At 65.4% G+C, this 19,504-nt stretch carries 19 protein-coding genes and 3 tRNA genes; 7 read left to right on the top strand and 15 right to left on the bottom strand.

Translation table 11 applies throughout. The features are described from left to right. Positions 1-6 precede the first annotated feature (6 nt). The 4 genes from E9229_RS06255 to E9229_RS06240 form a co-directional block, all read right to left on the bottom strand. The gene (locus E9229_RS06255) at positions 7-1,197 is read right to left on the bottom strand and encodes an FAD-dependent oxidoreductase (protein WP_183510406.1); all 1,191 of its coding nucleotides are present in this window, start codon (positions 1,195-1,197) and stop codon (positions 7-9) included. Between the two features lie 74 nt (positions 1,198-1,271). Continuing rightward, complete coding sequence (gene mmsB / locus E9229_RS06250; protein ID WP_183510405.1) at positions 1,272-2,189, bottom strand: 3-hydroxyisobutyrate dehydrogenase; 918 nt, start codon at positions 2,187-2,189, stop codon at positions 1,272-1,274. 16 nt (positions 2,190-2,205) lie between these two features. Continuing rightward, the gene (locus E9229_RS06245; protein WP_183510404.1) at positions 2,206-3,276 is read right to left on the bottom strand and encodes an enoyl-CoA hydratase/isomerase family protein; all 1,071 of its coding nucleotides are present in this window, start codon (positions 3,274-3,276) and stop codon (positions 2,206-2,208) included. Continuing rightward, complete coding sequence (locus tag E9229_RS06240; RefSeq protein ID WP_183510403.1) at positions 3,277-4,776, bottom strand: CoA-acylating methylmalonate-semialdehyde dehydrogenase; 1,500 nt, start codon at positions 4,774-4,776, stop codon at positions 3,277-3,279. 195 nt (positions 4,777-4,971) lie between these two features. On the opposite strand from E9229_RS06240, the gene E9229_RS06235 reads away from it, so the two are divergent. From E9229_RS06235 to E9229_RS06225, 3 genes are all read left to right on the top strand, one after another. Continuing rightward, complete coding sequence (locus E9229_RS06235) at positions 4,972-5,775, top strand: exodeoxyribonuclease III (RefSeq protein ID WP_183510402.1); 804 nt, start codon at positions 4,972-4,974, stop codon at positions 5,773-5,775. Between the two features lie 7 nt (positions 5,776-5,782). Further along, entirely contained in the window at positions 5,783-6,634 is an 852-nt protein-coding gene (locus E9229_RS06230; RefSeq protein WP_183510401.1) for a hypothetical protein, read from the top strand. 114 nt (positions 6,635-6,748) lie between these two features. Next, entirely contained in the window at positions 6,749-8,443 is a 1,695-nt protein-coding gene (locus tag E9229_RS06225) for a glycoside hydrolase family 13 protein (RefSeq protein WP_183510400.1), read from the top strand. 154 nt (positions 8,444-8,597) lie between these two features. Here E9229_RS06225 and E9229_RS06220 read toward each other — a convergent pair whose 3' ends face one another. The 8 genes from E9229_RS06220 to E9229_RS06185 all read right to left on the bottom strand — a co-directional run bounded on the left by E9229_RS06220 (position 8,598) and on the right by E9229_RS06185 (position 11,316). Continuing rightward, positions 8,598-9,209, bottom strand: a complete 612-nt coding sequence (locus E9229_RS06220; RefSeq protein WP_183510399.1) for a hypothetical protein — start codon at positions 9,207-9,209, stop codon at positions 8,598-8,600. Then, positions 9,206-9,784, bottom strand: a complete 579-nt coding sequence (locus E9229_RS06215) for a hypothetical protein (RefSeq protein WP_221184391.1) — start codon at positions 9,782-9,784, stop codon at positions 9,206-9,208. Before E9229_RS06215 ends, E9229_RS06220 begins: the two co-directional genes overlap by 4 nt. Then, complete coding sequence (locus tag E9229_RS06210) at positions 9,781-10,032, bottom strand: hypothetical protein (protein ID WP_183510398.1); 252 nt, start codon at positions 10,030-10,032, stop codon at positions 9,781-9,783. Before E9229_RS06210 ends, E9229_RS06215 begins: the two co-directional genes overlap by 4 nt. A 128-nt stretch (positions 10,033-10,160) precedes the next feature. Then, positions 10,161-10,352 carry a DUF2273 domain-containing protein gene (locus E9229_RS06205; RefSeq protein ID WP_183510397.1) on the bottom strand — a complete coding sequence of 64 codons (192 nt, stop codon included), beginning with the start codon at positions 10,350-10,352 and terminating at the stop codon, positions 10,161-10,163. Then, positions 10,349-10,795: an Asp23/Gls24 family envelope stress response protein gene (locus tag E9229_RS06200; protein ID WP_183511911.1), complete on the bottom strand. Its 447-nt coding sequence runs from the start codon at positions 10,793-10,795 to the stop codon at positions 10,349-10,351. The genes E9229_RS06205 and E9229_RS06200 overlap by 4 nt, the downstream gene beginning before the upstream one ends. 159 nt (positions 10,796-10,954) lie before the next feature. Further along, positions 10,955-11,030, bottom strand: a tRNA-Phe gene (locus tag E9229_RS06195). Positions 11,031-11,086: 56 nt separating this feature from the next. After that, positions 11,087-11,160, bottom strand: a tRNA-Asp gene (locus tag E9229_RS06190). Between the two features lie 83 nt (positions 11,161-11,243). Beyond that, a tRNA-Glu gene (locus tag E9229_RS06185) sits at positions 11,244-11,316 on the bottom strand. A gap of 132 nt (positions 11,317-11,448) precedes the next feature. Between E9229_RS06185 and E9229_RS06180 the strand changes: the two genes are divergently transcribed. From E9229_RS06180 to E9229_RS06170, 3 genes are all read left to right on the top strand, one after another. Beyond that, positions 11,449-11,808, top strand: a complete 360-nt coding sequence (locus tag E9229_RS06180) for a metallopeptidase family protein (protein WP_246380380.1) — start codon at positions 11,449-11,451, stop codon at positions 11,806-11,808. Between the two features lie 377 nt (positions 11,809-12,185). After that, the gene (locus E9229_RS06175) at positions 12,186-13,328 is read left to right on the top strand and encodes a C40 family peptidase (protein WP_183510395.1); all 1,143 of its coding nucleotides are present in this window, start codon (positions 12,186-12,188) and stop codon (positions 13,326-13,328) included. A 268-nt stretch (positions 13,329-13,596) separates the two neighbouring features. Further along, positions 13,597-15,306 (top strand): NlpC/P60 family protein, encoded by a 1,710-nt coding sequence (locus E9229_RS06170; RefSeq protein WP_183510393.1) that lies wholly within the window; start codon positions 13,597-13,599, stop codon positions 15,304-15,306. A gap of 83 nt (positions 15,307-15,389) precedes the next feature. Here the strand turns inward: E9229_RS06170 and E9229_RS06165 are convergent, their stop codons facing one another. Then, positions 15,390-16,361 (bottom strand): universal stress protein, encoded by a 972-nt coding sequence (locus E9229_RS06165; RefSeq protein ID WP_183510392.1) that lies wholly within the window; start codon positions 16,359-16,361, stop codon positions 15,390-15,392. A gap of 156 nt (positions 16,362-16,517) precedes the next feature. Between E9229_RS06165 and E9229_RS06160 the strand changes: the two genes are divergently transcribed. Then, positions 16,518-17,984 (top strand): NCS2 family permease, encoded by a 1,467-nt coding sequence (locus E9229_RS06160; RefSeq protein WP_246380378.1) that lies wholly within the window; start codon positions 16,518-16,520, stop codon positions 17,982-17,984. Between the two features lie 87 nt (positions 17,985-18,071). Here the strand turns inward: E9229_RS06160 and E9229_RS06155 are convergent, their stop codons facing one another. Both E9229_RS06155 and E9229_RS06150 read right to left on the bottom strand, forming a co-directional pair. Further along, positions 18,072-18,962, bottom strand: coding sequence for a spermidine synthase (locus tag E9229_RS06155; protein WP_312855615.1), 891 nt, complete (start codon positions 18,960-18,962; stop codon positions 18,072-18,074). Then, positions 18,955-19,473, bottom strand: a complete 519-nt coding sequence (locus tag E9229_RS06150; protein ID WP_183510391.1) for a GNAT family N-acetyltransferase — start codon at positions 19,471-19,473, stop codon at positions 18,955-18,957. The genes E9229_RS06155 and E9229_RS06150 overlap by 8 nt, the downstream gene beginning before the upstream one ends. Positions 19,474-19,504 lie beyond the last annotated feature (31 nt).

Here is a 19,504-nt window from a genome sequence, read left to right as displayed (position 1 = left end):
GCCCGGCTACCGTTTCAAGGGCATGCGCGAACGGGCGAGCGCGAAGGACGGATCGGCGATCCGGCGCCCCGCGGCAAACGCGGCGGGAGCCGGCCCGGAACCATCAACCAGGTCGGCCAGGATGCGCCCGATCACCGGGGTGAACTTGAAGCCCTGCCCGGAGAATCCGGCTCCGATGACCACGGGGCCGATCCGATCCAGGATGAATGCCTCGTCCTGCGTGCTGGTGTAGGTGCAGCTGATTTCGGTGAAGGCGTCGGGGTCGACACCCGGCAGCCAGGTCCTGGCATACTCGCGCAGCGCGAGCTGCTGGGCCGGCTCCGCGGCAAAGCTCCGGTGGTCCGGGTCGGTAATCGCGCCCGTCCCATGCCAGCCGGCCTTCACTCCCTCTCCCGGGGTAGACATCCCATAGACCGGCGAATAGGCGTATTCGAAACCGGGTGATCCTGACAGCAATGAATGGTTGAACCCCGGCCAGACGGCTCCCGGATCCGCCACCGCGAAGTGCAGCGGCTGTTCCTGGGTGACGGTGAGCGTGGGCAGCTCGGCGCGGCCCGCAAACGCCGGATCCAGCAGCCCCCGGGTCCAGGCACCGGCAGTGGTGACGACCGTCCGGGCCCTGACCACCTCGGTTCCGGATGCGGTCTCCAGCGTGAGTTCGGCCTCCGCGTCACCTAGGATCCGCAATCCGGTGACCTTGACGTGGTGCCTGACGTGGGCCCCGGAGGCCGCCGCCACCGATTGGAAGGCCGGCAGCGCAGCGTCGGGGTTCAGCTGTCCGCCGTCGGGCAGGTGCAGTACCGGGCCCCGGAACCTGATTCCGCGCCAGCGCTCACCGGCTTCTTGCGCCGTCAGTTCCTCGGTGCGGATTGTGGTGCCGGCGAGCGCCGCGATGGTTTGGGCCTGTTGGTCCGGGTTTCCGTGGTTGACCGTGCCGGTGCGGACGATCGGGGCGGTGCCAGACTGCTCACCAAGCAGTTTCCACAGCTCCAGGGCTTCGACGAGCATCCCGACGTAGGTCGGGTCCTTGTATCCGAGGTTCAGGTTCCGGGTGCTCCCGTGGGATGCGCCGAGCTTGTGCCCGGGGGTGAACTGCTCGAGCAGTGTGACCTCCCGACCCCGGTTGGCCAGCGCCCAGGCGGCAGCCGATCCCATCGCCCCGCCGCCGATCACCACAGTGTCGAGTCTCGTCATCATGCACCTGTCTTCGTCGGATTCCTGCCCATCAGCCTAGGCGCATGCGGTGTGAAGAGCGGCGGCGATGACGCGGTTCAGCCCGCCGACCTGTTGCGGATCTCGGTGATGATCCCGGAAAAGTCCCTGCCTGCTCCCTCTCCCGCCGCGAAGTCCCGGTAGATACGCTCGGCGAGCGGGCCGAGCTCGGCGGCAACCCCGGAGTCCCGCAAGGCGTTCAGGGCCAGGCCCAGGTCCTTGGCCATGAGCGCCCCGGCGAATCCCGGTACGTAGTCTCGGTTGGCCGGGGAGGCGGGCACCGGGCCCGGGACGGGGCAGTTGGTGGTCACCGACCAGCATTGGCCCGACGCCGTGGAAATGACGTCGTAGAGGGCCTGGTGGGTGAGCCCGAGCTTTTCTCCGAGCACGAAGGCCTCGGCGGCGCCGATCATGGAGATGCCCAGCAGCATGTTGTTGCAGATCTTCGCCGCCTGGCCGGAACCATGCGATCCGCAGTGCACCAGCCTCTTGCCCATGGCTCCGAGCAGTTCGTTGAGCTGGTCCATGTCCTTTTCCTCGGCACCGATCATAAAGGTCAACGTTCCGGCCTCGGCGCCGACGACCCCGCCGGATACCGGCGCATCCGCGCTGCGGTGCCCGGCGGAGAGCGCCAGTTCGGCCGCTTCCCGGGCCTGGGCCACGTCGATGGTAGAGCAATCAAGGAACATCGTGTCCGATGCCGCAGCGGCGAGCAGCCCGGTACTTCCCCGGTAAGCCTCGAGCAGGTGCCGGCCACTGGGGAACATGGTCAGCACCACGTCGGCCCCGGCCACCGCCTCGAGCGCGCTGTCGGCACAGGGGATCCCCGCGGCCCGGGCTGCTTCCAGGGCTGTCGGGACCACGTCGAAGCCGATCACGTCGTATCCGGCTTTGACCAGGTTCTCCGCCATGGGCTCCCCCATGTGGCCCAGGCCCAGAAATGCGATGCGGGTGGTGGTGTTTGTTGTTTCGGACATGGCCCGTCCCTCCTCGTTATTCGTGTGTTGCCGTGCTGATGTCGCTCAGGTCCAGTTCCCGGGCGCCCAACGGCGCAAAGTAGCCATCTACGGTGTCCCGGCCGACAGCATGCAGCGTGCTGGGATTCCATACGGGTTGCCGGTCCTTGTCGATGACCTGCGCCCGGATCCCCTCGCGGAAGTCCGGGGTATCCAGGAAGCGCAGGCCCACCCGGTATTCCTGCTCGAGGGTCGCCTCCAGTGAGGAGAGGCCCCGAGCCCGGCGAAGCGATTCGAGGGTGACCTTCAGTGCCGTGGGTGATTTTCCGCCGATGGTTTCCCCCGCCTCCGCGGCTGCCGCGATCCCGCGTGCCCCGAAGTCGGCGAGCCGGGCCAGGATCCGCTCGAGGTCCTCCTGCGCATAGGCCTCATCGATCCAGGCCCGTTGAGCGAAAAGGAAGGATTCGGGCGCCGGCGAGGCGAAGCGTCCCATGATGCCGCCGACGGGTTCGCTTTCCAGCAGCCAGGCCAGCTCACCGAGCCGGTCCGAATGGACGTGGAAGTCGGCCAGGCCCAGGTAGAGGGCCTCGGCGCCTCCCAGATGGGCTCCGGTCAGCGCCGCATGGATTCCCGTTTGTCCCGGGGAGCGGGAGAGCAGGTGGGTGCCGCCGACGTCGGGGACGAAGCCGATGGTTGTTTCGGGCATGCCGGTGCGGGTGCGTTCGGTGACGATGCGGTGGCTGCCGTGGGCGGAGATGCCGACCCCGCCACCGAGCACCAGCCCGTCCATGAAAGCGATGTAGGGCTTGGGGTAGTTGTTGATCAGTGCGTTGAGCCGGTATTCCATGGCCCAGAATTCAGCTGTTGCTCCCCCGCCGTCCGCCAGGTCGGAATAGATGGCCACGATGTCCCCGCCGGCGCACAGTCCCCGGTTTCCCGCGCCGGTGACCAGCACCTGGGTGATGGAGTCATCGGCGGCCCAGGCCCTCAGCGTATCCAGCATCGCCCGGGCCATGCCGGCCGTCAGCGCGTTCACCACGTCCGGGCGGTTGAGCGTGATCAGCCCGAGCCTGCCCCGGACCTCGAAGAGGACCTCGGTTCTGGTCATTTAGCTTCCTTCCGGCATGGTGAAGCTGGCGCCTTCGCGGATGCCCGAGGGCCAGCGGGTGGTGACCGTCTTGGTCTTGGTGTAAAAGCGGAACGCGTCGGCCCCGTGCTGGTTCAGGTCCCCGAAGCCGGAGGCCTTCCACCCTCCGAAGGAGTAATACGAGACGGGAACCGGGATCGGGATGTTGACCCCGACCATGCCCACCTGCACCCGGGAGCTGAAGTCCCGGGCGGTATCCCCGTCCCGGGTGAAGATGGAGACTCCATTGCCGTATTGGTGTTCGCTGGGCAGCCGCAGGGCTTCCTCGTAGTCCTGGGCCCGCACCACGCACAGGACCGGCCCGAAGATCTCTTCCCGGTAGATGCGCATGGTCTCGGTGACGTGGTCAAAAAGCGTGGGACCGATCCAGAATCCGTTTTCGTGCCCCGGGATGCTCAACCCGCGGCCATCGATCACCAGCTCGGCACCCTCGTCGGTTCCGAGCTGGATATAGTCCTCGATGCGGGCCTTGGCGCTGGCGGCAACCACCGGCCCGAAATCCGAGTCGGGGTCCATGCCATCCCCGACCCGCAGACCTGCGATCCGTTCCTTGAGCTTGGCTACCAGCGCATCGGCGGTGGCTTCCCCGACCGGGATGGCCACCGAGATGGCCATGCAGCGTTCCCCGGCCGATCCGTAACCGGAACCGATCAATGCATCGGCCACCATGTCCATGTCGGCATCGGGCATGATGACCAGGTGGTTCTTGGCTCCGCCGAAGCATTGGGCGCGTTTGCCCTCGGCGGCCGCGGCCGCATACAGCGACTTGGCAATCGGGGTGGACCCGACGAAACCGATGGCCTGGATGCGCGGGTCGGCGGTGAGCGCGTCCACAGCTTCCTTGTCCCCGTTGACCACGTTGAACACCCCGTCGGGCAGCCCGGCTTCGGTGAAGAGTTCAGCCAGGCGCAAGGGGACCGAGGGGTCGCGTTCGGAGGGTTTGAGGATGTAGGTGTTGCCGGCGGCTAGGGCCGGGCCGGCCTTCCACAACGGAATCATTGCCGGGAAGTTGAAGGGGGTGATGCCGGCGACCACGCCCAGGGATTGGCGCATGGAATGCACGTCGATGCCCGCACCGACGCCGTCGGAGAATTCTCCCTTGAGCAGTTGCGGGGCTCCGGCGCAGTATTCGACGACTTCGAGCCCGCGGGCGAAGTCCCCCTTGGAGTCGGCGAAGGTCTTGCCGTGCTCGCTGGTGAGCAGGGCGGCCAGCTCGTCCATGTTTTTGTTGACCAGGTCCACGAACCTATGCAGGATTCGGGCCCGGCGTTGGGGATTGGTGGCGGCCCAATCCGGGTGGGCCGCCTGGGCCGTGGCGATGGCCGCTTCGACCTCGGTGGCTCCGGCCAGCGGAACGGTGGATTGGATCTCGCCGGTGCTTGGATTGTAGACGTCGCCGAAGCGCCCGGAGGTGCCCTTCACGTGTTTTCCACCGACATAGTGGGTGAGTTCGCGGCTCATGGAATGTGTACTCCTTTGCAAGACTCCGGCGGCAACGGGCCCTGGGTGGGGCGCTGGGCACCGCCTACTTCCGAATCTACTCGGACTTCCTAGTAATTTATAGGGGTCCGCCGGGCCTGGTCACGGGTGTTTGCCGACCGCGTGCATTCGGTCACGGAGGGCGCGCGGCACCCTCCCAGTTGATAGGTTGGAGTGGTGAAGATTGCTACGTGGAATGTGAACTCCCTCCGGGCCCGTGCCGACCGCGTCGAAGACTGGCTACGCCGCTCCGACGTCGATGTCCTGGCGATCCAGGAAACCAAGTGCAAGGATGAGAACTTCCCCTGGGAATTGTTCGAGAACAACGACTACGAGGTGGCCCACTTCGGCTTCAGCCAGTGGAATGGCGTGGCCATTGCCTCCCGCGTGGGCCTGGACGATGTCGAGCGCACCTTCGAAGGCCAACCCGCCTTCGGCAAGGGCGGCAAGGACCCGGTCCAGGAGGCCCGTGCCATCGCCGCTACCTGTGGAGGGGTCCGCATCTGGAGCCTCTACGTGCCCAACGGCAGGGCCTTGGCCGACGAGCACATGCCCTACAAGCTCTCCTGGCTCGACACCCTGAACAAGCTGGCTGGCCAATGGATCACCGAGAACCCAGAGGCACAGATCGCACTGATGGGCGACTGGAACATCGCCCCGCTGGACGAGGACGTCTGGGACATCGACTTCTTCCGCGACAACGGGATGACCCACGTCAGCGCCCCGGAACGGGACGCCTTCAATGCGTTCCTGGAAACCAGGTTCACCGATGTGGTTCGTCCGTACACCCCGGGCCCGAAGACCTACACCTATTGGGACTACACCCAGCTGCGGTTCCCCAAGGGCGAGGGAATGCGCATCGATTTCACCCTGGCGTCCCCCGCGCTGGCGGCACGCGTCACCGGTGCAAGCATCGACCGCGAGGAACGCAAGGGCAAGGGCGCCTCGGACCACGCCCCGGTGATCGTGGAGCTCGGCTAGGACGGACATGGAGTATTCATCGGACACGAGACGCCGGGCAACCCCTCCCACCGCGCACCTGCGTGTCTTCGAGCCGCTGCGCGCCTTCTCCGATGAGGACCAGCTGCTGATCGGCGGCCAGAAGGATGTCTCCCGTGAACAGCTGGAGGGTGCCGAGGCCTACGAGTCGCTGGCCCGGCTCACCCGCACCCTGAGCGATCCGTTCCCGCATTCGACGCACGAGTCGTTCCGGGTGCTGCATTATCCGCGGGCCGACGGCTTGACCACTGCCTACTATTGCCCCTCGCAGCTGTCGACCAGGTCCGTGCTGGCAGCCGAACAGCTCGATGGCAGCATGCGCCGGCAGGTGCTGGACCTGTTGCTTCCCGAAGCTGCCCGGGAGGCCAACGCGGCGAGGGTAGATTCCTCCCGGTTCGCCGAGGATGTGGCACACCTGCATACGCGCGGCGCCACCTGGGGCATCCCCTTCGGATGGTTCGTGCTGCTGCACGAGGAGGACCATCGGGAACTGGTCGAGGACGACTCGGACCTGCTGGGGGTGCGCATCAGCGCACCCCTTGGCCAGGCGCTGGATCGCGCCCGTTATGCGGCGGCGACCCTGGCCATCCACGCCCCGCAGATGGACCTGCTCGACGAGCTCACCGCACTGTGCGAATGGCTGGGCCTGTTCAGCGAGGACTCCATCATCGAGCTCGACTACGGGCGCATTGCCCCGTTGGTCTGGCCCGACGATTCGCCGCACGACCTGCGCATGGGGCTCGAGTCCCTGGCCGATTCGGACATGCTCGGTGCAGCGGCTGCCTACCGGCGGCTGGCTAGCCGTTGGCTACGGGTCCGGCAGCTCGCCCGCGCCTCCTAGCCGGCTCCGGACCGGGACTTGCTTGCCGTGGACCGGGCGGAAGCGTGCGCACTATGGTTGGATGACCGCCCGGTCCACCAGCTAGGCCATGCCCCACAGCCACAAGGAGCCCCGATGCCCAAGCACGCCCAGCCTGCCCCCTGGTGGCAGGACGCAGTGATCTATCAGGTCTATCCCCGCTCATTCGCCGATGCCAACGGCGATGGTATGGGCGATTTGCGGGGTGTCGCTTCGAAGCTGCCGTACCTCAAGGACCTGGGCGTCGGCGCGGTTTGGCTCTCCCCGTTCTACACCTCCCCGCAGGCCGACGCCGGCTACGACGTGGCCGACTACCGTACCGTGGACCCGATGTTCGGGGACCTGTCCGACTTCGACGACATGCTGGCCCGGGCCCATGCGCTGGATATGCGCATCATCGTCGATCTGGTCCCGAACCACAGCTCCGATGAGCATGAATGGTTTGTCCAGGCTCTGGCCTCGCCCCCCGGATCCCCCGAGCGCGCACGTTACCTGTTCCGCGACGGCAAGGGCGAACACGGCGAGATCGCACCGAATAACTGGAAATCGCTCTTCGGAGGCCACGCCTGGACCCGCATCACCGAAGCCGATGGCACCCCCGGCCAGTGGTACCTGCACCTCTTTGACACCAAACAACCGGACCTGAACTGGGAAAACCCCGTGGTCCGCGAGGAAATGGAAGACGTGCTGCGCTTCTGGCTGGACCGTGGAGTCGACGGCTTCCGCGTCGACGTCGCCCACGGCCTGGTCAAGGCAGCCGGCCTTCCCGACTGGGAGGCCCCCGTCGCGGGCGGCGAAACCACTGAGGGCAACATGGCCCCCTCCGGTAGCGCCGGCCCACCCTACCTCGACCAGGAGGGCGTACATGAGATCTATGAGAGCTGGAACAAGATCCTGGCCGCCTACGACGGTGATCGCATGCTGGTCGCCGAGGCCTGGGTTGAGCCGATGAGCCGGATCTTCCGCTACGTGCGAGCCGGCGAAATGCAGCAGGCCTTCAACTTCGGCTTCCTCCTGGCCGGCTGGGACGCCCAGCGGATGATGGACAACGTCGTGGAGACCCTCGCCGAGGCCGCAGTCGTCTCGGCGCCACCGACTTGGGTGCTCTCCAACCACGACACGGTACGCCATTCCACGCGCTACGGGCTGTCGGATCCGACCGCCTTTCCCAAGGGCATCGCAGCCACCGACGAGCAGCCCGACGAGGCGTTGGGCTGGGCCCGCGGCCGCGCCGCGGCAATGCTCATGTTCGGTCTGCCAGGCTCCTCCTACATCTACCAGGGCGACGAGCTTTCACTGCCCGAACACACCACTCTGCCCAACGAACTGCGTCAGGACCCGAGCTTCTTCCGCACCAACGGCGCCGAGCGCGGCCGCGATGGCTGCCGCGTGCCGATGCCGTGGGTTGCCGGTGCCCCGGGCAATGGGTTTTCCCTGGTGACTCCGGCTGCCGATCCGTGGCTGCCCCAGCCCGAAAGCTATGCGCATTACGCAGCTGACTGCCAGGTGGGCGTGGACGGATCGACGTACGAGCTCTACCGCGGCGTGCTCAGACTGCGTGCCGAGCACGAGTTGGGCCGTGGAAACCTGAGCTGGAGCGAGTCGAACGACGCCGATCGCGGCGTGCTGGCCTTCTCCAACCGCGACATGCTGGTGTTGGCCAACTTGGGCGACACCCCGATCGAGCTGCCCACTGGATATCGCGTGGTGGCACAGAGCCAGACCGAGGCCGTCCAAGACGGTGCCCTGGTCCCGAATTCGGCGCTCTGGCTCCTCCCCGAGGGGAACTAGCCGGGGTTCGGGACCACACTCAGCGAAAGGCAGGAGGACCCGGTCCACACAGACCGGGTCCTCCTGCCTGGCATTCGCCTAGCTGTCCCTTATTAAAAGGATGCGTTTCCGCTACCTACTTAAAGGGGGATCATTCGAGGCTCCTAAGCCCCGGCTATCGGGCTCGTTCGGAGCGCGACATCTTCGAACGGGCCCCGCCGGCAAGATGGATCACGACAGCTCCGCCGCGGCCGAGCGCCTGCTGCAATTCCGTGGCCAGCAGATCCAGGTCCTCGGCAATCCGCAGGGGCGCCGCTCCCTGCCGCGGCATGACCTTGATCCTCAGCCCGGCGTCGCCCCGGGCAGTCCAGGTGCTCACCGAGACCCCCACGATGTCGGTCCGTGACGCCAGGGCCGCCTTGATCGCCTGTTCGGGAACCATGCCGGTCAATTCGACGATTCCGCGCATTCCCGCTTCCTGATATTCACGGGCAAAAATCCCCGTCTTGCCCTTGCCCTGGACCGAAATCCACCAAAGCATCAACAACACCAACACGATCATCAGCGCCGTGGCCCCGATCCACAGCCAGGAATCCTTCTGGCCGGGCAATGTGGTGGAGTCAAGTAATCCCCGTACCGATGCACCGATGGCTCCGGTTGCGCGGTGGGCAGCGGCCGAGTACGGGGAAACCGTCTCGACGAGCACGAGGTGAAGACCCGCCCCGATGAAAATCAGTCCGATGACGACGAGCAGGACCCTGTTGACTGCCCTGGGAGTTCCATTCATTGTCCGATCACCCCGGTCTCGGCAACCCGTACGCTCACCGAGGGCACGGGAGTGATCAGGTTCGTGCGCAGTTCGTCCTCGACCGCCGCGCGAATCTGGTCGGCATCCACCGGCATTCCGGAAGTGGGACGCAGCTGGACCTCCACCCGCGCGTGGCTGACCACCACGAGCACTTGTTCGCGGGCGACACCCGCCTCGGTGCGGGCGCGGCGCGCGAGTGAAGCGGCAATAACCTGGTCATCCACGATGAGGACGCTTTCACCTAGTGCTATTGCATGGCGTGCCCTGCGTCCGCGCAGCAGCCCCTGCAGCAGGAAGACGATGCCCAGCAGCAGCAGCAGCACACCGCCAGTCAGCAATAGCGTCGGATCTCCAGTCTTAGGGAGGTTTTCTATGGCAGCCCACCAGGTTTCGGGCGCAGCCAGCAAGGCCGGCTGCCCCAGCGCCTTCAGCGCCACTTCAAAGAGGGCATACAGGCAGACGCAGACCACCAGCACCGCGGCCACGACGGAGGCCGGGGCTCGTGAACTGGTGAGTTCGCGTTCCCGTAGTCGATTTCGTTCCTTCTCGATCACGATCCGCTCCTTCCTTCCTTCAACAGCACCCCGGTGACCCTGACGTCCACGCGACTCACCTGGGATCCGGTGAGGCTGGTAAACCGGTCGCGGACGTCGGCGCGCGAATCCCTGGCCGTCTCCCAGAGGCTGGCCCGCATAGGGACAGTGCCTTGGCCCAGCTTTCGCATGGGCAGCGGCAGGCTCAGGGTAAAGGCCAGCGACCCGAATTCATCGCGCAGCTCCACCTTGATCCGATTGACCGGCACGTTAAAAACCTCCGCCGCCACAACCCGGGCGATGGTATTCAGCGCTTGGGTTCTAATACGAGTGTGTCCGGCATATTCTTCGGGTGCGGTGAGACGGGGCGGGGCAGGGAGCGGGGTTCCGGGCGTGGTCACGACGAGGAACGGCGCCCGGTGAAGGCATCGCGCAGGCTGCGTACATCGATGCGACCGTCAAGGAGGCGGCCGATCAGGGCCCCGACACCCATGAATAGGGCCATCAGCAGGAATCCTCCGATGCCGTGGTTCAGTGCGGCCCATGCCAGCACTATGCCGACCAAGGCTCCAATCATGGTGTTTTTCATGGCGTCCCTCCGGAGCCGGCCTCGACGGCCCTTGGCCCCTCGTCGCTGGGTTCGGGGACGTAGACGTCGCCGATTTCGATATTGACCTCGATCACGCGGAACGAGGTGAGCTGTTCAACCGCCACATAGACGGCGGCCCGGACGGACGCGGCCAGTTCATGCAACGCTGGCCCGTAGTCTGCGGTCAGCACGATATCCACAGCAGCCTGGGTGGCTCCGATCTCAGAGCTGACACCATGAACCGGACCGGAGGTTCCGGAAACGGCGCCGCGGATGGCCCCCAATGCCCGGTTGGCTCCGAGGCCCAAGGTGTGGACACCCGGAACGGCGCGGGCCGCTGCAGCGGCGACCTTCGAAACGGCCAGTTCAGTCACCGTGGTGACACCGGTAGCCAGCACGGAAGTCTCAGGCTCGCCTGCGGTGTCCTGTTCTCCTGCATTCATGAACGCGTCCCCCACTTGAGAATCAATGTCCACCCAGCCTATCGTCGCGCCCGGGAAAGCGGACCATGAGATATGCGGCACATTTCAACCTGGCCCCCGGCTGGAGGCTCCATTCTGCCCGTTAACGCAAAAACCCCCTTGTTTCCAAGGGGGTCTAGCTGGTGGCTCCGACCGGCGTCGATCCGGTGACCTTTCGATTTTCAGTCGAACGCTCTACCAACTGAGCTACAGAGCCTGGCATCATCAGGCATGATGATCACAGAGATCTTCCAGCGAACCAGAAAACCAGAGCGACCCTGACGGGACTTGAACCCGCGACCTCCGCCGTGACAGGGCGGCGCGCTAACCAACTGCGCTACAGGGCCTTACTTAAGCGAAGCTTCCCTCGCTCACAAGACAAGAACTGTACCAGAACTTTTTAGCTCTTGCAAAATCCCTATCTCGTTCGTACCCCCAACGGGATTCGAACCCGTGCCGCCGCCGTGAAAGGGCAGTGTCCTAGGCCGCTAGACGATGGGGGCCAGGAACGCCGCGGTGAATTTCTCCCCCGCAGTGGACTTCATAAACTATAAAGGGTTCTGCGCCGATGTGCAAAACGGGGGCGGGTTCGCGCATTGCCGGCACTGGATAGAGTCAGTGGCATGGCTTTCGAAATGAGTGACGACGCATTTGAGCTCCTGGTCGAAGACGCGCTGGACCAGATACCGAAAAGCTTTCTGCGCTTGATGGACAACGTCGCCATCTTCATCGAGGATCGCTATCAGCCGCTGCCCCACGAGGATCCTGCCACGGCACTCCTGGGGCTCTACGAAGGAGTGGCCCTCACTGAACGCGACGGAGGATGGGGCGCTGGCGCCCTGCCGGACCGCATCACCATCTACAAGGACTCAATCCTTGAGATCTGCGAAAACGAAAAGCAGGTCATCGAAGAGGTGGGTATCACCATGGTCCACGAGATCGCCCATCACTTCGGAGTCGGCGACAAGAAACTCCACGACCTCGGCTGGGGATAGGGCAACCAGGCACCAGCCGGCATCGAAAGCATAAAGTGAGACTTATTCGATTGTGACCTGCATCACAGTGAGGACTGAGGATCAATACCCGCCAGTCAGGTTGACATTGAGACTCGCGACGTTTTCGATTCTCAGCATTTTTTGGACGAAAAATACATCCTTCGAGTCCATTTCGTTACCATTTAGACACGGCATCTGCTTATTATCGTTATGCATTCGTTGCACATGCCGCCCCACCACTCCTACATCTTGGGGATGCACCGTCGGAACGCGATTCTTTATCCACCCGGAAGCGAGAAGGGTCAGGCCCATCCTGAGCCCATCCCGCATGAACGCGAACAATCCGTCTGGCTGCGCGGCAGTTAGGAAAATCCCCCATGTTCAGCCTTCGACACTTGGTGATTGCCACCAGCACGGCCCTCGTACTGACCGGAACACTCGCTGGCGGCACCAACGCTGCCCCGCCCCCGATTCCCTCCCCCATTGTGGCTGTGGGCGGACAGCAGGAGGTCCCGACTTTCTCGGTTGACCAGGCCCTGTCCAGCATCACCAAGGCCCGGACAGCGGCCACCGTCACCGTCGGAACCACCACAGGTGAAATCGACTCCCAGATCGCCCGCATCGGCACCGCACTCGAAGATGCCGACATCGCCTCCATGCAGGTTTCTGAAGACTTTGCCCTCGCCGAGGACACTGCCTCCGGCCCGGCCCCGCAGCTTGCAGCCATTGCCGGAACCAGCCTCGCATCCCTGAGCTCCGCCGCTCCGAGCGTCGACCTGAAGCAGGCCGCCGCGGCCGTCGCAGACATCCGCACCGCCTCAGAAGCCGCTCAAGCGGCCTTGGGCAAGAAGCGCACCGAGCTGATCAAGGAATCCGCTAAATTGCGCAATACCTCGGTGGCCGCGGAAACCAAACGGATCGACAAGGCCCGTGCGACTGCCAACGCTGCCGCCATGCGGAAAACGCTGAGGTATTCCGAAACCTCGGTCCCCGACCTGGCGCCCGCCACCACTCCCGGCACTGCACTTGAGGACACAACAGCGACGCTTGCGGCCGGAATGACCACAACCGGCGCCGGTACGGCGGCCATGGCAGTACCCTCCGCCATCAGCATTTCGACCAAGGCGCCTTCCCGCGCCGTGCGCATCAACAAGTCCGTGGCCTGGGCTAAGAAGGTCGCCTCCAACAACAAGTACAAGTACCGGTACGGCTCCACCGGGCCGACATACTTCGACTGCTCCGGCTACACCGGCAAAGCATTCGCCAGCGCCGGAAAGAAGCTCCAGCGCACCTCGAGCCAGCAGTACAAGGCAGCTCCGGCCAAGGTGAAGCTCTCCAAGCTCACGAAGGGCGATCTGGTCTTCTGGTCCTCCAATGGCGGACGCTCGTTCTACCATGTCGCCCTCTACATCGGTGGGGGAAAGATTGCCCACGCTCGCAACCCCTCCGCGGGCATCTCGGTGACCAAGCTCAACTACGCCGGCATGCGCAACATCTACAAGTACGGTGGACGCTACTAAAAACGGACGGAACCACCCAGACCGGGTGGCGAAGGGAACCTTGGCTCCCTTCGCCACCCGGTCTGCTTAAACTCGAAAACCCCGGGATTTCAACGGCAAATGACATAAATGTAATTAGAGTGGCTCCTGTTACTGGTGTTGCCAGTGTGAACACCTGTCGCATAGGGTGGCTGGAAGAAGCGGCGAACGGGCTGAATCAATGCGGCCCATGGGTGCACGTGATTTTCCGTGTCCACGCCTCGGCTCGCGACGGTGAGGAAAACCCAGCATGTCCCTACGGCACACCTTGAGCGTTGCCACGTGCTCTCTCGCATTGGCGGCAGGTTGCCTGGCCTCCAGCGTCCCCGCGGCACAGGCAGCACCTGGCCCCGCCCCGATGGCACCCGCCACCACCTGGTCGCCCTCCTCCCCCGCCGCCGCTCCTGAAGCTCTACCTTCCAAGGCAGAGATCAATGCGGCAAAGGACGACCCGGAAGCACTCAAGGCCATGGTCGCCCGGCTAGAGGCAAGCATCGCAACCGCCCGTGCCCAAGTCAGGGACGCCGAAGCCACGGCACTGGTCGACCAGGACTCACTGCTGACCTCGAACGAAATCCTGTCCCTGCGTCGGCAAACCGCCAAGGAGGCCCGGACCGAAGCAGACCGCGCGGCCACTTACCTGGCCTCCAGCAAGAAGCAGATGGGAGCCCTGGTCTCGGACCTGTACCGCACCGGCGGGGTAAACCCGGGCGTCAGTTCCCTGCTGAACCAGGGCGAGAACAACGATCTGCTCTACAAGGCCTCTACCATGGGCGCGCTGGCGGCGAACCGCGTCCGCATGGTTGATACCGCAGAACAGGCGTCCATCCTCTCCCAGGCCTGGCAGGACTACGCGGCTGCGGCCGAGGCCTCCGCACAGGAAGCCGCGGACACCCACACGGCTACCGCATCATCGGCGCAAGCCAGCCTCCAGGCCTACGAGGCCCTCCTGGCACCGCGCCAGAAGCTTCGCGACCAACTCATCTCCGATCTGGCGGATGTGCGCGGCACCAGCACCAAGGCGGAGCACAAGCGCATCGAAGCCCAGGAAGCGGCGGACGAGGATAAGCGGTTGGCTGAACTGATCGCCAGCACCCCCGTTGAACCGCCCGTCATCGAAAGCCCCCAGTCGGAGCCTCCACTAGCCCTGGCGCCCCCGGAAAAGGCACCGAGCGGCATGGCATCACCCGGCAACAGTTTCGTTCCGGTGGCTTCCGTGAAACCGTCGAAGAAGCCCGCACCCATCGTTGTTGCTCCGGCGCCAGAGCCCGAGGTCCCCGACACACCGGAGCCGTCGCGGCCCGCACCAACGACCGAGGCCCCGAAGCCGACACCCGAGGCCCCGTCACCTTCGCCGGAAGCACCCAAGCCGCCCCGGGAAACCCCCACGGCTACTCCGAAACCCGGGACACCGGCACCCGAGGCCCCGTCACCTTCGCCGGAAGCACCCAAGCCGCCCCGGGAAACCCCCACCGCTACTCCCACACCCGAGGCCCCGAAGCCGCCGAAGCCGCTGCCAACTCCAACGCCGACGCCGACGCCGACGCCGACGCCGAGCAAGCCTCCGGTTGCCCCGCCATCGGGCAACAGCTACGCAGCGGCCATCGCCTGGGCGCATGCCATCGCCAACGACGATTCCAAGAGGTACCGCTATGGTGCCAACGGGCCCGACTTCTACGACTGCTCGAGCTACACGGGAGCGGCCTTCGCCAAATCCGGGATCAGCCTTCCGCGCACCTCGTCACAGCAGTACGCGGCAGCACCGGTCAAGGTGCCGCTGAGCCAGCTGCGGCGCGGTGACCTGGTCTTCTCCTCCAGCAACGGCGGAAGTTCGTTCTACCACGTGGCGATCTACCTCGGTGATGGCATGGTGATCCACGCGCGGAACCCGAGCGTCGGGATTTCGGTGACGCCGCTGAGCTACGTCAACAACCTGTTCCCGTTCGCCGGACGGTACTAAACGAACGGGAATCCCCGGACAAAGGAAGGACCCGCACCTGAAAACCCGGTGCGGGTCCTTCCTTATTACTCTTGGCTACCGGGTCAGGCCAGGCCGGCCTCATTCTCGAACTTCGAGCGGTCGGCAAGCCGCGGATCATCACCGTCGGGAACGACCATGACCGGGCCCTTCGAGTGGTGCAGCACACCCTGGCTGGTGGATCCCAACAGCATTCCGGCGAACCCACCGCGCCCTCGCGAACCGGTGACCAGCAGGTGTGCCTTGGCGGATTCGCGGATCAGAACCTCGACCGGAGCCCCCTCGATCACGTCCGTTTCGACCTGCAGACCGGGGAAGTGGCTGAGTATCCAGCGGGCCCCGATCTCCATCTGGTGGCGGACATCGACCATGACGGCTTCCTGGTCGACGGTGGCCGGCATCCAGGCTAGCGCGCCGCTGACCGGGGCAAGTGCGCAGACCACGCGCAGCTTGAAACCACGGACGTTGGCCTGTTCGGCGGCCAGCAGCACGGCGCGACGGGCCCGGTCCGAACCGTCGACGCCGACCACCACGACGTCGGCGATCTCGGGCGCGTTCTCGGAACGCTTGTCCATGCACACCGGCACGACGACGGTCGGGCACTTGGCGTGGGCGGGCAGCGCGCTGGAGACCGAGCCCAGCAACCGTCCCACGAAACCGCCGCGGCCGCGGGTGCCGACAACGATCAGTTCGGCCTCGCGGCTCAGATCAAGCAGGACGCCCGTGGGGTCCCCCGACTCGATGTAGGTGCGCACCGTCAGCGAGTCGTCGGTGACGGTGGCGCGGGCCTCGCGCACGACGGCCTCCGCTCCGTCCCGGATCAACTGGTCGTCAAGGGTCGCGTACCCGGCGTCCATGCTGGAGGCCGCGAAAACGGGGATCGTGTAGGCGGTCACGATGTTTAGTACGCTTCCTCGGCGCTTCGCCTCCCGGGCCGCCCATTTCAAGGCGCACAGGCCCTGATCCGATCCATCGACGCCGACAACGATGCCCTCAATGTGTTCGGAACTCTCATGGTGCTGCTGCTGATCGCTCATCGTTTCCACTCCTTCGGCGCTACGGCTTGTGCCGCCGTGGACCGCGCTCGGGTCCGTTACTTCCATTGTTCACCACTGTGTGATGTGGGTCTACTTGAGTCGAAAAGCATGACCTGACATGGCGCCGAGGCACCCTCTGGTACTAGTATTCCCCCCATGCCCACACAGGACCACTCCCCCGATACCATGACGGCCGTTTCCCGTCTAGACCGATATTTCAAGATCACCGAACGCGGGTCGAACTACTCCCGCGAGATCCGCGGCGGGTTCGCCACGTTCTTTGCGATGAGCTACATCATCGTGCTCAACCCGCTGATCCTCATCGGCGCCGATTCAACCGGCGCAACGCTCGGCGCTCCCCGCGTTGCAGCTGCCACGGCCTTGGTCGCCGGCATCCTGACCATCATCATGGGCGCCTGGGCCCGGCACCCGTTCGCCCTGGCCACCGGCCTGGGCGTCAACGCGTTCATTGCCGTCACCGTCGCCACCAACCCAGGCCTGACCTGGCCCGACGTCATGGGCCTGGTAGTGCTGTCCGGTGCCACTATGTTCATCCTGGTGCTCACCGGCTTCCGCACCGCAGTGTTCAACGCCGTTCCCGAGTCCCTGAAGATCGCCATCGTGGTCGGTATCGGCATGTTCATCGCACTGATCGGACTGGTCAATGCCGGGTTCGTTCGCCGCATCCCGGACGCGGCCGGCACCACGGTGCCGGTGGGCCTGGGCTTTGGTGGAAACCTCACCGGCTGGCCGATCCTGGTCTTCGTCTTCGGCCTGCTGCTGACCATCGCCCTGGTCGTCCGCAAGGTCAAGGGCGCGATTCTCATCGGCATCATCGCCTCCGCCGTGCTCGCCAACATCCTCGAAGCGGTCTTCAAGATCGGTCCGTCCTGGGATGGAAAGACTGCCAACCCGCAGGGCTGGTCACTGGTCGTTCCGTCGATGCCGATGTGGAGCACCCCCGACCTGTCCCTGCTGGGCCAGGTCAACGTCTTTGGCGCCTTCGCGAAGCTGGGCACTACGGCGGCGCTGCTGCTTGCCTTCGTCATCCTGCTCTCGATCTTCTTCGATGCCATGGGCACCATCGTCGGGCTGGCCGGCGAGGCCGGCTCGATCGACAAGGACGGGAACATCCCGGATGTCGACAAGGTGCTCCTCATTGACGCGTTCGGCGCCATCGCCGGCGGCGGCGCCTCGACCTCCTCCGCCCAGGTCTACGTGGAATCCGGTGCCGGCATCGGCGAGGGTGCCCGCACCGGACTGGCCTCCATCGTCACCGGCGTACTGCTGCTGGCGGCCATGTTCCTGACTCCCCTGATCCACCTGGTACCGTTCGAGGCCGTTGCTCCGGCATTGGTCATCGTGGGCTTCATGATGATCACCCAGGTCTCCAAGATCGACTGGCAGGACTGGGGCGTGGCACTGCCCGCCTTCCTGACGTTCGTGTTGATGCCGTTCACCTACTCGATCGCCAACGGCATCGGGGCCGGCTTCATCGCCTTCGTGTTCATTCGCACCATCCAGGGCCGTGCCCGCGAGATCCACCCGTTGATGTGGGTTGTCGCATCTGCGTTCGCATTGTTCTTCAGCATCGGCGTCATCGAACAGGCCCTCGGCTTGTAGTCCGCACCCCATTAACGCCGAAGCGGCACCCGGTCCACGTGGACCGGGTGCCGCTTCGGCGTTAATGGGGGCCCTCCCGCTACGCCGTCAGTAGGCGATGGCGTAACGGGAGAACTTGCGCACCGCTTCGTCGTCCCAGTGCGCGGCGGGGACGCCACCGCCGAGCAGTTCGCGCAAAAAGCCCGGACCAGCCGGGATCGGGGCGTTGGAGCCGGCGATGATCACGTTGCCGTAGCGCCTGCCCTTGAGCATCGGAGGGTCGGCGACGATGGCGACGTAGGTGAACACCGTGCCGATGGTCGCCGCCTCGCGCTTGGCCGTCTCCAGGTTCGGGGAGTCCCCGCAGTTGACCACATAGAATCCGCCGGCATCCAGCACGCGCGCCGCCTGCTCGGTGAATTCCAGGTTGGTCAGTGCCTCCGGTGTCTTGTCCCCGGCGAAGACATCGCGGATCAGCAGATCCCGGCTGGCATCGGCGAGGCCGGCGAGCACCGCCCCGGCCTCGCCGACGCGCAGGCGCAGCAGCGGGGCCCGGGGCAGGTCGAACCAGTCGCGGACCAGTTCGGCGAGCCGGCCGTCCAGCTCCACGACCACCTGGCGGGCGTTGGGGTAGGCCGAATGGATCCAGCGAGCCATCGAGCAGGCGCCACCGCCCAGGTGCAGTGCGCGCAGCTTCGATACGGTGCCGTCGTAGTCCCCGGGGGGAAAACGGGACCGGATCAGCGCAGCGATCCAGCGCATGTACTCGAAATCGAGCCGCCCGGGGTCTGCCAGGTCGACATGCGAGGAGGGGACCCCGTTGACCTTCAGGATCCAGCCCTCGGGTGAATAGTGGTCTCGTTCCAGGGTCGCCGTGCCGGTATCGATCGGGTAGTCGCCTTCGGCCGGGCCGGCAGCGGGCGCTGCCGACTCCGTTGCGCCCGCCTTGGCATGGGACTTCGACTTCTTCCCGGCGGCCTTGCCGCGGCCCTTAGCCACGGTCGGCACCCCGGACCATGCGGACCTCGGCCAGTCCAGCCCAGTCGCCGATGAGCTGCTCGGAGCGGCCATCACGGACGAAGCCGTGCTTGGCGTAGAACGCCTGGGCCCGCGGGTTGTCCTCCAGGACCCAGAGCAGGGCCGGGGCATCGCCGATCACGCGGCGCATCAGCGCCAGGCCCAGACCGGTCCCGTGATGGGCGGCCAGCACGTAGAGCATCTGTAGTTCGATGCCCACACCGGCGTCCGAGTCGTCGGGCAGCACGGGGGCTCCTCCGGCGACGCCGACGACCGTCCCGTCGGCGACGGTGGCGATCCAGAGTTCGGCCCCGGCCTCCAGGCCGCTGCGCCACCAGTCCGCCTCCTTGTCGAGTCGGGACTCGTGGTCGGCGAAGAATGATTCGGGGCGCTGCGAGGCATAGGTCTCACGCCAGCAGGCGGACTTCATGCTCAATGCGGCGGGGATGTCTTCTGGCAGGGCCAGTCGGATCACGTAGGGCTCGGTAGTCACCCTTCAAGGGTAGGGGGTTCGGCTGGGAACC

Source organism: Paeniglutamicibacter cryotolerans, from assembly GCF_014190875.1.
In the GTDB taxonomy this organism is placed as follows: domain Bacteria; phylum Actinomycetota; class Actinomycetes; order Actinomycetales; family Micrococcaceae; genus Paeniglutamicibacter; species Paeniglutamicibacter cryotolerans.
The sequence above is the reverse complement of the archived record's forward strand: the minus strand, read 5'-3'. Positions and strand labels throughout refer to the sequence as shown.

Excerpts from the sequence above, each read along its gene's own strand:
- E9229_RS06220 (WP_183510399.1), bottom strand. The coding sequence starts at position 9,209 with ATGAATGGAACTCCCAGGGCAGTCAACAGGGTCCTGCTCGTCGTCATC.
- E9229_RS06175 (WP_183510395.1), top strand. The coding sequence starts at position 12,186 with ATGTTCAGCCTTCGACACTTGGTGATTGCCACCAGCACGGCCCTCGTA.
- mmsB (WP_183510405.1), bottom strand. The coding sequence starts at position 2,189 with ATGTCCGAAACAACAAACACCACCACCCGCATCGCATTTCTGGGCCTG.
- E9229_RS06255 (WP_183510406.1), bottom strand. The coding sequence starts at position 1,197 with ATGATGACGAGACTCGACACTGTGGTGATCGGCGGCGGGGCGATGGGA.
- E9229_RS06240 (WP_183510403.1), bottom strand. The coding sequence starts at position 4,776 with ATGAGCCGCGAACTCACCCACTATGTCGGTGGAAAACACGTGAAGGGC.
- E9229_RS06200 (WP_183511911.1), bottom strand. The coding sequence starts at position 10,795 with ATGAATGCAGGAGAACAGGACACCGCAGGCGAGCCTGAGACTTCCGTG.
- E9229_RS06230 (WP_183510401.1), top strand. The coding sequence starts at position 5,783 with ATGGAGTATTCATCGGACACGAGACGCCGGGCAACCCCTCCCACCGCG.
- E9229_RS06170 (WP_183510393.1), top strand. The coding sequence starts at position 13,597 with ATGTCCCTACGGCACACCTTGAGCGTTGCCACGTGCTCTCTCGCATTG.
- E9229_RS06225 (WP_183510400.1), top strand. The coding sequence starts at position 6,749 with ATGCCCAAGCACGCCCAGCCTGCCCCCTGGTGGCAGGACGCAGTGATC.
- E9229_RS06245 (WP_183510404.1), bottom strand. The coding sequence starts at position 3,276 with ATGACCAGAACCGAGGTCCTCTTCGAGGTCCGGGGCAGGCTCGGGCTG.
- E9229_RS06165 (WP_183510392.1), bottom strand. The coding sequence starts at position 16,361 with ATGAGCGATCAGCAGCAGCACCATGAGAGTTCCGAACACATTGAGGGC.
- E9229_RS06180 (WP_246380380.1), top strand. The coding sequence starts at position 11,449 with ATGAGTGACGACGCATTTGAGCTCCTGGTCGAAGACGCGCTGGACCAG.
- E9229_RS06205 (WP_183510397.1), bottom strand. The coding sequence starts at position 10,352 with ATGAAAAACACCATGATTGGAGCCTTGGTCGGCATAGTGCTGGCATGG.
- E9229_RS06160 (WP_246380378.1), top strand. The coding sequence starts at position 16,518 with ATGCCCACACAGGACCACTCCCCCGATACCATGACGGCCGTTTCCCGT.